This is a genomic window from Metallibacterium sp. (assembly GCF_054637675.1).
In genome coordinates this window covers 1,320-9,988 of sequence record NZ_JBTSRB010000071.1, presented here as the reverse complement: position 1 = coordinate 9,988, position 8,669 = coordinate 1,320, and the positions used below count along the sequence as shown (strand labels likewise).

Annotated in this window: 16 protein-coding genes and 1 pseudogene; 11 read left to right on the top strand and 6 right to left on the bottom strand. The window is 64.9% G+C overall.

The window, feature by feature from the left end:
- From ACYDAT_RS14910 to ACYDAT_RS14885, 6 genes and pseudogenes are all read right to left on the bottom strand, one after another.
- Positions 1-214 (bottom strand): GNAT family N-acetyltransferase (locus tag ACYDAT_RS14910; RefSeq protein WP_461451119.1); only part of this gene is annotated, 214 nt, incomplete at its 3' end.
- A gap of 73 nt (positions 215-287) precedes the next feature.
- Complete coding sequence (locus ACYDAT_RS14905) at positions 288-449, bottom strand: hypothetical protein (RefSeq protein ID WP_461438961.1); 162 nt, start codon at positions 447-449, stop codon at positions 288-290.
- Positions 450-562: 113 nt separating this feature from the next.
- Complete coding sequence (locus ACYDAT_RS14900; RefSeq protein ID WP_461438960.1) at positions 563-868, bottom strand: type II toxin-antitoxin system YafQ family toxin; 306 nt, start codon at positions 866-868, stop codon at positions 563-565.
- The gene (locus tag ACYDAT_RS14895; RefSeq protein ID WP_461438959.1) at positions 855-1,145 is read right to left on the bottom strand and encodes a type II toxin-antitoxin system RelB/DinJ family antitoxin; all 291 of its coding nucleotides are present in this window, start codon (positions 1,143-1,145) and stop codon (positions 855-857) included. Before ACYDAT_RS14895 ends, ACYDAT_RS14900 begins: the two co-directional genes overlap by 14 nt.
- Before the next feature lie 110 nt (positions 1,146-1,255).
- Positions 1,256-1,585: a hypothetical protein gene (locus ACYDAT_RS14890; protein ID WP_461451117.1), complete on the bottom strand. Its 330-nt coding sequence runs from the start codon at positions 1,583-1,585 to the stop codon at positions 1,256-1,258.
- Positions 1,586-1,591: 6 nt separating this feature from the next.
- Positions 1,592-1,708 (bottom strand): annotated as a pseudogene (locus tag ACYDAT_RS14885) (type II toxin-antitoxin system MqsA family antitoxin); the annotation flags it as partial.
- 94 nt (positions 1,709-1,802) lie between these two features.
- On the opposite strand from ACYDAT_RS14885, the gene ACYDAT_RS14880 reads away from it, so the two are divergent.
- From ACYDAT_RS14880 to ACYDAT_RS14830, 11 genes are all read left to right on the top strand, one after another.
- Positions 1,803-2,300: a hypothetical protein gene (locus tag ACYDAT_RS14880; protein WP_461451115.1), complete on the top strand. Its 498-nt coding sequence runs from the start codon at positions 1,803-1,805 to the stop codon at positions 2,298-2,300.
- 3 nt (positions 2,301-2,303) lie between these two features.
- On the top strand, positions 2,304-2,579 hold the full coding sequence (locus ACYDAT_RS14875) for a type II toxin-antitoxin system RelE/ParE family toxin (RefSeq protein WP_461438956.1): 276 nt from the start codon (positions 2,304-2,306) through the stop codon (positions 2,577-2,579).
- Positions 2,580-2,986: 407 nt separating this feature from the next.
- Positions 2,987-3,409, top strand: a complete 423-nt coding sequence (locus ACYDAT_RS14870) for a FecR family protein (protein WP_461451113.1) — start codon at positions 2,987-2,989, stop codon at positions 3,407-3,409.
- A gap of 9 nt (positions 3,410-3,418) precedes the next feature.
- Entirely contained in the window at positions 3,419-4,885 is a 1,467-nt protein-coding gene (locus ACYDAT_RS14865; RefSeq protein ID WP_461451111.1) for an O-antigen ligase family protein, read from the top strand.
- Positions 4,886-4,935: 50 nt separating this feature from the next.
- Positions 4,936-5,142, top strand: a complete 207-nt coding sequence (locus tag ACYDAT_RS14860) for a hypothetical protein (protein ID WP_461438953.1) — start codon at positions 4,936-4,938, stop codon at positions 5,140-5,142.
- 588 nt (positions 5,143-5,730) lie between these two features.
- On the top strand, positions 5,731-6,048 hold the full coding sequence (locus ACYDAT_RS14855; protein ID WP_461451109.1) for a nucleotidyltransferase domain-containing protein: 318 nt from the start codon (positions 5,731-5,733) through the stop codon (positions 6,046-6,048).
- The gene (locus ACYDAT_RS14850) at positions 6,045-6,524 is read left to right on the top strand and encodes a hypothetical protein (RefSeq protein WP_461441667.1); all 480 of its coding nucleotides are present in this window, start codon (positions 6,045-6,047) and stop codon (positions 6,522-6,524) included. The genes ACYDAT_RS14855 and ACYDAT_RS14850 overlap by 4 nt, the downstream gene beginning before the upstream one ends.
- 178 nt (positions 6,525-6,702) lie before the next feature.
- Positions 6,703-6,954 carry an AbrB/MazE/SpoVT family DNA-binding domain-containing protein gene (locus ACYDAT_RS14845; RefSeq protein WP_461451107.1) on the top strand — a complete coding sequence of 84 codons (252 nt, stop codon included), beginning with the start codon at positions 6,703-6,705 and terminating at the stop codon, positions 6,952-6,954.
- Complete coding sequence (locus ACYDAT_RS14840) at positions 6,951-7,334, top strand: type II toxin-antitoxin system PemK/MazF family toxin (protein ID WP_461451105.1); 384 nt, start codon at positions 6,951-6,953, stop codon at positions 7,332-7,334. The genes ACYDAT_RS14845 and ACYDAT_RS14840 overlap by 4 nt, the downstream gene beginning before the upstream one ends.
- Before the next feature lie 384 nt (positions 7,335-7,718).
- Positions 7,719-8,024 carry a nucleotidyltransferase domain-containing protein gene (locus ACYDAT_RS14835; protein ID WP_461451103.1) on the top strand — a complete coding sequence of 102 codons (306 nt, stop codon included), beginning with the start codon at positions 7,719-7,721 and terminating at the stop codon, positions 8,022-8,024.
- A gap of 47 nt (positions 8,025-8,071) precedes the next feature.
- Positions 8,072-8,497 carry a hypothetical protein gene (locus ACYDAT_RS14830; RefSeq protein WP_461451101.1) on the top strand — a complete coding sequence of 142 codons (426 nt, stop codon included), beginning with the start codon at positions 8,072-8,074 and terminating at the stop codon, positions 8,495-8,497.
- The last annotated feature ends 172 nt before the right edge of the window (positions 8,498-8,669 follow it).

Sequence of the window (8,669 nt, the reverse complement as noted above, 5' to 3'; positions counted from 1 at the left end):
CGTGCAAGGTAAGCATCATCGGCCGACTGACGATGGCGATAAAGCCATAGCGCAGATAGAAGTGCTTGGCTTCATTGTCCTTGGCATCGACGACGAGCGCGTAAACCCCGCTCTGCTGTCCGACCAGAGCGCAGCGCTTGATCGCGTCCATCAGCAGCCACAGCCCGTAGCGCTTGCCTTGCCGCTGCTGATCGACGGCCAGGCGTGCCAGCATCACTGCCGGCACTGGATGTCGCGGCAGCGCTCTGGCTTCGTCGGCACTGAGATCCTGTCGTGCGATCTGGCAATTAATTGCTCAGGGTGTAGTAGCCGAGGATGCGCTTGGGCTCGGCCGAGTCGGTCAGCACGAAGGTGCGTGAGACATGCTGCGCCTGGTGCTTGGGGCAGCCTTGGTCCGCAGAAAATCGTTGGGGGGCGGCTTGTGCGTATTCCGGTGAAACCCGCCACACGTTCCACTCTCAAACCCGCCACCCGGAATGCTCTCAAAGCGGCCACACGGAACACTCTCAAACTCGCCACCGTTTCCAGACTCAAACCAGCCGCCGGCAAATTTGCCAGATCGTCAGAGCTTCAGCTCAGAGTGTGAGCCGATGCGTTCCAGGCGCAGGATCTGCAGATCCTTGTTGCCTTTCCTTTTGTCGACTGGCTTCGCGTAGATCAGCACCAAGTCAGGGTGTATGTGGATGTCCCGAGCATCGCCCCAGTTCCCGGCCAGCGCATGGTCTTGATAGCGCTCAGGCAGCTGGCTGTCGTTTGCCAGAAGCGCGATCACCGCACGCAGGTCAGCATCGATCGTCTTTGCGTAGGAGCTCTTCAGCTCGCGCTTGTAGTCAGCCTTGAACTGGGACGAACGCTTAATCGTCCGCATTCAGGTCCGCCATCAGTTCGTCAACGCTGGCGAAGCTCTTGCCGCCACCTTCCTGCAGCTCCTTGATCGCAGCAAGCGTCTTGGGGCCGGGACTCATGAAGTCCATGGGATTCACATCGCCCCGGGCAGCGGCAGCGACCGCCATATTGAGATAGCCGCCCAAACTCAAACCCATGGCATCAAGCGCGACCTCAGCCCGACGACGAACGTTCGGATCAATCCGGACACTGAAGGGAGGCGAGGCTGACGCGGTGGAAGTGCGGCGCTGAGCCACCATGTTCATCTCCTAAAATTGCCGTTTAATGTGCTACATAGTAATACATTATCCGCCGTTTGCAACCTGCCAAGCCCCTCAACACCTACCCATCCGCCGCCCCCGGCCGCTGATCACGGCGGGGTTTTCCGCGTGGCTGGCCGGTACCTGCTTGCTCGTGCACTTCGGTGCCCATCGACCAGCCAGTACCCGTTGTACGTCGACTCGACGGCAATGCCTGCCAAGTCCGACTGATACGGTGTCAGGTCGGCAAGAATCCGCGGCAGATCATTGCGGCGTCGACACTGCAGCAGCGACTTGCCGTCGCCATCCATGACCGCCAACACGTTGTTGCTGGAATGCAGATCGATGGCTGCGTAAAGTGACAGGGCTGCCTCCTGTCGCTGGGCGACGTCGAAACGTGGTGTCTCGAACGTACCGCCAAGCGCGGGAGGCGGCGACATGAGTTTTCAGGGCGCCCGGATTTCGTTCAACAAATCCGGGTGCCGATCAAGCACCCGCAACAGCTTCACCAGCGCCAGCGGCGGCTTGGTCTTGCCGTTCTCGTAGCGCGAGAACGCATTGACCCCGCCGCCGAAAGGTGCGGTTCGTTAGCTGCGCCTTGAAGCGTATGCATATTTAGGTTAGATTGCAACCGTTCAACGTAAATGAGGATCGAAAATGATGCAGCCTATCAAGCCTGAATCCTTCCGCGACCTGGTGACCTCCGGCGCGGTGAAGTCGGCCACGATTCGAGGGCAGAAGGGCGGCTATGCCGTGTTGGCCTGCGTCGGCATGCAGCAGCGACCGCTGGGCACACGCACCGGCGCCGTGCGTCTGTTCAGCACCGCCGACACCGCCATCAAGTTGCTGCGCGGTCTGGGGGTGTATCACGCCAAGCTCGACATGACGCACTACGAGGCCGGCAGCTTGCGGCCTGCGCGGCCGGACATAGCGCGGAAGAATCGCGAGGCCAATGCCGCGCTGGAACACGACCGCTGGTTCCGCGACCAGGTGGTGAGCACCAAGGCGAAGATCGAGCGCGGCGAAATGCGATTGATCCCCCACGACGAGTTCTGGGACGGGATCGAGGCGTATGCCCGCGAACTGGTGGCCAAGCGCGACGTCGACAACAAGGCGGTCAAGGGCAAGGCACCGGCCAGCCGAAAGGCTGGCTGATCCATGCAGGTTCACTACACCGCCGACGCCGACGAGGACATGCGCAACATCGTCCGCTTTGGCATCGAAAATGATCTTCCCGACCCAGCGGCGTATGTGCGAGGGTTGCGCGATCGCACGATGCACATGGCCACCATCAAGCACCCCGGCCGCAAGGGCAGGGTCGATGGCACGCGGGAGTGGGTGCTGACCGGCACGCCGTACATCGTGGTGTACGTCCAACGCGTTGCCGGCATCGAGGTATGGCGCGTGTTGCACGGCGCGCGGCAGTGGCCATGATCGGCGAGATGGTCGCAGCCGACCTCGTTGAACCGCGAACTTGCCTATCGCGCGGCCAAGCCGCGCCCCACTCGACAGCGCCGGGATGGATCGGCGCTTAGGGTGGAGGGGTGAGACTCCGAATCCTTCCCTGCCCTGAACGGCGGGGCTTGTTGCGTCACCGGGTCAGCGTCCTGCTTCCTTGATCGCGAGCAGCCAGATCGTGGTGCGGCAGTGGCCAAGGATCGCTGCCCGACTGCGCATCCCCGCCCGCGAGCAACAGCGCATGGCGGCGGCGTTCCGCCTCACCGACCGGTGAGCTGCAACAGAGGCAGCAGCAGCTTGCTTCACGCATGCGAGCGGCGGTAAGCTAGCGCGCGAGGGCGATAGTCTGCGCCCGTGCCGCACACTCATTAAGGAGGATCGCCATGAAGGTCTATCGTGTGTTGCTGGCAACCGCGCTCGCGCTCGGCATGGTCGGCGTGGCGCAGGCCAATCCCGTGGCCATGCTCTACAAGGTGCACGGCAAGGTCATGGTCAACCAGGGGCAGAAGTTCATCGTGGCCAAGGCGGGCATGCCGCTCAGCGCCGGCGACCGCATCTTGGTGATGGCCGGTTCCAACGCCAGCATCGAATACGGCAGCGGTTGCACGCTGAACCTGGTGCCCAACTCCTCGATCACCGTCACCCCGGACTGCAAGGCAGTGGCCGATCCGCGGCAGGGCAGCACCGCGGCGATGGGTGATCCTCCCACCGATTACACGCCGGCGGTGATCGTCGGTGGCGTGGTGGTGCTCGCGGCCCTGGTCGCGAGCGGCGGCGGATCCAGCAGTCACCCCATCAGCCCCTGAGTCGGGCGCGTGTCCACGATCTCCGGCCCGGCCTTGCGCCGGGCCGTTTTCGTTTCAGCCGGGCGCAACGTCGACCACACCCGATCCTGGCCGCAGCGGCTGATCGCACCTTGCGCCATGCTGGTGCTGGCCGCGGCGCTGCTGCTCGGCGGCGGCACCATGCAAGGCCTGCCTGGCGATGCCATCGTCATCGCGCTGGGGCTGCTGCTGGCGGTGCTGCTGGTGGTGGCGTGGCCCGCGCACCTGCTGCGCGACCATCGCGCCGAATGCATCCTGCTGCTGGCGGTGCTGCTGCTGCCCTTGCTGCAGTTGCTGCCGCTGCCGCCCGCGCTGTGGACCGCGTTGCCCGGCCGCGCCGCGCTGGCCGCAGAGCAGGCCAGCGTCGGCATCGCGCCGCACTGGGCGCCACTCAGCCTCGATCCGGCCGGCACCTGGCGCGCGTGGCTGGCCATGCTGCCGGCGGCGACGCTGTTCGTGGCCGCGCTCACGCTGTCGCGGCGCGAGTTGCTGCGCCTCACCCTGCTGATCCCGTTGCTGGCGCTGGCCGGTGCGCTGCTGGGCTTCGCGCAGGTGGCGGGTGGGCCGGACAGCCCGTTGCGGCTGTTCGCCTACACCCAGCGCAGCAGCGCCGAGGGCTTTTTCGCCAATCGCGATCACTTCGCCGACCTGCTCAACATCGGCATGCTGCTGAGCGCCGCCTGGCTGATCGCGCTGTGGCTGCAGCCGGGTGCGCGCGCCGCGCGCCGCGCGCTGACCATGGCGGTGGCGTGGGTCACCCTGGCCAGCTTGCTGGTGGCGCTGCTGCTGACGCAATCGCGCGCCGGCGTGGCGCTGGGCGCGCTGACCCTGACCGCCATCGTGGTGCTGGCCTGGCGCGCCGGCCAGGCCAAGCCGCGGCTGGCGCGGCGCATGGCGTTGGCGTTGCTGGTGATCGCCATGCTGGCGCTGCAGTGGGGTCTGTATGCGGTGCTGGCGCGCCTGCACCAGGACCCGTTCGAGGATGCGCGCTGGTGGATCATGCGCACCACCTGGATCGCCGCCCAACACTACGGTTGGCTGGGCAGCGGCATCGGCAGCTTCGTGCACGTGCTGCCGCAGTTCCAGGCGCGCGCCACGCTGATCCCGCCCTACGTCAACCATGCCCACGACGATTATCTGGAGCTGTGGCTGGAGGGCGGCATGCCGGCGCTGCTGCTGATGCTGACCTTCGTGGGCGGGTGGGCGTGGCGCAGCCTGCGCGCGTGGCGCGCGCCGATCGCGGACGATCCATCCGATGGCGCCGCCACGCTGTCCGCGCTGATCACGCGTGCTGCGTCCGTGGGGGTATTGGTGCTGCTGCTGCACGCCACGGTCGATTACGCGCTGCGCACACTGGCGCTGGAGGCCACGCTGGCGATACTGTGCGCCTGGTTGGCGCGCGGCGCTGCGTTGCGCAAGGGACGTGGCACGCGCGCCGCACCGCTGCCGATTGCATGACATCGCAGCGGATGCCACAAAACCGCAAAAGGTCGGCAGCCATTGCGCGCGTGGACGCCGCCAAGCGCGGCGGCGATATCGACCTGCTGATCGAAGCCGTGCAACTGCCCGCAGTCGAGTCTTTCATGCGCAAGGTGCGCTTTCTCGGCAAGCTCGAAGACGCTCTCGGCGAACGCAAGATCGATGTCGTCATCCAGCATCCCGGCGACACTTGCGCCATCGTGTGCATCGCCCACGAAACCGGGATCGAGCTGTGAACATGACCGCGCAACCCACCCCCATCGCGCCCGAACCGCTGGTCAGACAACCGCGCGCCGTGCTGGCGCGGCATCCGCGGGTGAATTTCGCCATATTGTTCGGATCGCTGGGAGGGAGAGGGAGCCAAGCCGCTGTACTCCCCTCTCCTCCCGGGAGAGGGGCAGGGGGTGAGGGTACGACGCTTGCCACAATCTGCACGCAGCCAGAGTCTTTCGGCGCATCCGAACCCTCACCCCAGCCCTCTCCCGAGGGGAGAGGGAGCCTCCCAGCATCAACAACAACCTGCGGTGGCTGTGGATGCGGTTTGTCAACGAAGCGGATAAGCATGGATCATTCCAGCCTTTGACATCCCCGCGCAGGCGGGAGGCGCTTCACCAACAGCGAAGCTGATCATCCAGACACAATGCCTTTTTGTCGTCGTCCCCGCGCAGGCGGGGATCCAGCCCGCAAATGCCCATGGATTCCCGCTTTCGCGGGAATGACGAATCCGAATGGGCGTACAGTCGCCAGCGCACCCCAAGTTCCTTGTCATCCTGAGCGCAGCGAAGGATCTCAGCCTCACTCCACAGCCCATTGAACACAGCCCCATGCGCCTGACCCCCGAACAAGCCGCCATCATCCGCAGCGCCGCCGCCGAGGTCTTCGGCACGGATGCGCGCGTGTGGCTGTTCGGCTCGCGCGTGGATGACGCCAAGCGCGGCGGCGACATCGACCTGCTGATCGAAACCCCGGATCGGCTCGCGCCTGCCGAGCTGGTGCGGCGTCGCACGCGCTATGCCGCGCGCCTGTATCGCAGTCTTGGCGAGCAACGCATCGATATGGTGATCACCGCGCAGGGCGAGCCCGATCCACGCCCCGTGGTGGCCGAGGCCCAGCGCCACGGCATCCTGATGGTGGAGGCATGATCGCGCACAACCGACTCGCTGCCGCTACCTGGGAAGCCGACCAGCACGCCCGCGTACTCACCGAGTCGCTGGCGGACTGGCATCGCCAGCCGGCCCCGGACTTGCCGACATTGGAGATGGACCGCGGCAAGGTACGCCTGGTGGACCAAGTGCTGTTCCGCTTCATCAAACTGCAGGACGTGATGGGCGAGCGCCTCGTGCCGGCCACGCTCGACGCGCTGGCTGAGCCTTGCGACAGCCTGAGCATGCGCGATCGTCTCAACCGGCTGGAAAAGCTTGGTTTCGTCGACGTGGACTCCTGGCTGGCTTGGCGCGACGTGCGCAATCGGCTCGCCCACGAATATCCCGATCATCCCGAATTGCGCTACGCCGCGCTGCTGGCAGCGATCCAAGCCGCACAAGAGTTGGGCGCGCTGTATACAGACTGGCGACAGCACCTGCACGCGCAACGATTGCTGCCCGGCGCTACACCATGATCATTCCATACTTATCCGATCAACTGACAAGACCACCACCGGTAGGGTTCTCCCAGCATCAAAACAAGGCTATTTGCTAAAAGTGGTTGGAAGCACCGGGCTTTCAACCAGCGCCAGCGGAGAACAGACGGCGTATCATCAAGGATGATACGCTGCGACTGTCAATCGGAGAATCACCATGCAAGTCATCGTCAAGAAGTGGGGCAACTGCGCCGCGGTGCGGTTGCCGGCCGCCGTGATGAAGTCGGTCAATCTAAGCATCGACCAGCCGGTCGAGGTTGAGGAACACGACGGCATCATCACGCTGCGTCCGGTGGTGCGGCGCCGACGTTCGCTTGCAGCGCTGATCGCCGCGACGCCCACCTTTGAGCGCCAGCCGGGCTGGCTCGACGAGGATGTCGGTCGCGAGCGTGAGGCATTCGGCGAATGAGCCCAGCGCCGAGCTCGGGCGTCGGTGCTGGTGGTTTCGACGCCGGCGACATCGTGCATCTGGATTTCACGCCCAGCGCCGGCCACGAAATGCGCGGCCCGCACTACGCGCTCGTCATCTCGCGCCGGGCCTTCAATCAGGCAAGCGGCATCGTGTGGGTCTGTCCCATCTCCCAGGGCGAGGCCGCGGCCCAGCGAGCCGGCGGCTTCCTCGTCACCCTCATGGGTGCCGGCACGCGAACGCTCGGCTCCATCCAGGTCCATCTACTGCGCGGCGTAGATACACGCGCCCGCGGAGCGCGGCGGGTTGAGAAGGTGCCGCCGCATATCCTCAACGAGGTGCTCGACATCATCGCTACGACGACGGAAATGGCGCCCTAGCACCAAGCTGTTCTGTGCAAGACGTGGTTGGAGTGCATCGCTGCCCAACCACCTTTTGCACATAGCCCAAAACAACAACCTGCGGTGGCTGTGGATGCGGTTTGTCAACGAAGCGGATAAGCATGGATCATTCCAGCCTTTGACATCCCCGCGCAGGCGGGAGGCACTTCACCAACAGCGAAGCTGATCATCCAGACACAATGCCTTTTTGTCGTCGTCCCCGCGCAGGCGGGGATCCAGCCCGCAAATGCCCATGGATTCCCGCTTTCGCGGGAATGACGAATCCGAATGGGCGTACAGTCGCCAGCGCACCCCAAGTTCCTTGTCATCCTGAGCGCAGCGAAGGATCTCAGTCTCACTCCACAGCCCATTGAACACAGCCCCATGCGCCTGACCCCCGAACAAGCCGCCATCATCCGCAGCGCCGCCGCCGAGGTCTTCGGCACGGACGCGCGCGTGTGGCTGTTCGGCTCGCGCGTGGACGACGCCAAGCGCGGCGGCGATATCGACCTGCTGGTGCAAACCGCGCAAACCCAGCCCGAAGCACTGGCCAGTGCCAGCATCGCGATGTTGGCGCGGCTGTATCGCGCACTGGGCGAACAAAGGATCGATCTGGTCCTCGACGCGCCGGCCTTGCGCGCCACGCGCGACATCATCGCAACCGCCAAAGCCACGGGGGTGCTGCTGTGAGCGACCTCACTCGCCAGCAGCGCTTGCAAGACGTGTGGCGGCAAGTCATGCGTCACCGCCACCACATGCGCCATGCCCTGGCCTCCATCGCGCCGCGCAGGCCGCTCAGCGCCGCCACGCTGGCGGATCTCGACGATGACGCCGTGCAGGACATCGATCAATTCGTGCTGCGCTTCGGCAAGCTGCAAGACGTGCTGGGCACGCGCCTGTTTCCGGCGCTGCTCGATGTGCTGCATGAGCCCTACGAAGATCGGCCCATGCTGGACAAGCTCAACCGGCTGGAGAAACTCGGCCTGCTCGAAAGCACCGAAGCATGGGAAAAACTGCGCGCCCTGCGCAACCATTTTGCCCACGAGTACCCGGACGAACCCGCATTGCGCGCCGCCTACCTCAATCAAGGCTTCGACGCGGCCGCCCGCATCGAGACGATCCTGCAACGCATCGGCCAGCGTTTCGGCCTCGACCTGGAATAGCCCATGCGCCTGACTCCCGAACAATCCGCCATGCCCCTGGCTCGTCTTCCCACACTTTCGTCTCGTCATCCCCGCGCAGGCGGGAGGCGCTTCACCAACAGCGAAGCTGATCATCCAGACACGATGCCTTTTTGTCGTCATCCCCGCGCAGGCGGGGATCCAGCCCGCAAAT

Coding starts and splice junctions, on each gene's coding strand:
- ACYDAT_RS14900 (WP_461438960.1), bottom strand. CDS start 868: ATGCGGACGATTAAGCGTTCGTCCCAGTTCAAGGCTGACTACAAGCGC.
- ACYDAT_RS14895 (WP_461438959.1), bottom strand. CDS start 1,145: ATGGTGGCTCAGCGCCGCACTTCCACCGCGTCAGCCTCGCCTCCCTTC.
- ACYDAT_RS14890 (WP_461451117.1), bottom strand. CDS start 1,585: ATGTCGCCGCCTCCCGCGCTTGGCGGTACGTTCGAGACACCACGTTTC.
- ACYDAT_RS14880 (WP_461451115.1), top strand. CDS start 1,803: ATGATGCAGCCTATCAAGCCTGAATCCTTCCGCGACCTGGTGACCTCC.
- ACYDAT_RS14875 (WP_461438956.1), top strand. CDS start 2,304: ATGCAGGTTCACTACACCGCCGACGCCGACGAGGACATGCGCAACATC.
- ACYDAT_RS14870 (WP_461451113.1), top strand. CDS start 2,987: ATGAAGGTCTATCGTGTGTTGCTGGCAACCGCGCTCGCGCTCGGCATG.
- ACYDAT_RS14855 (WP_461451109.1), top strand. CDS start 5,731: ATGCGCCTGACCCCCGAACAAGCCGCCATCATCCGCAGCGCCGCCGCC.
- ACYDAT_RS14850 (WP_461441667.1), top strand. CDS start 6,045: ATGATCGCGCACAACCGACTCGCTGCCGCTACCTGGGAAGCCGACCAG.
- ACYDAT_RS14845 (WP_461451107.1), top strand. CDS start 6,703: ATGCAAGTCATCGTCAAGAAGTGGGGCAACTGCGCCGCGGTGCGGTTG.
- ACYDAT_RS14840 (WP_461451105.1), top strand. CDS start 6,951: ATGAGCCCAGCGCCGAGCTCGGGCGTCGGTGCTGGTGGTTTCGACGCC.
- ACYDAT_RS14835 (WP_461451103.1), top strand. CDS start 7,719: ATGCGCCTGACCCCCGAACAAGCCGCCATCATCCGCAGCGCCGCCGCC.
- ACYDAT_RS14830 (WP_461451101.1), top strand. CDS start 8,072: ATGCGTCACCGCCACCACATGCGCCATGCCCTGGCCTCCATCGCGCCG.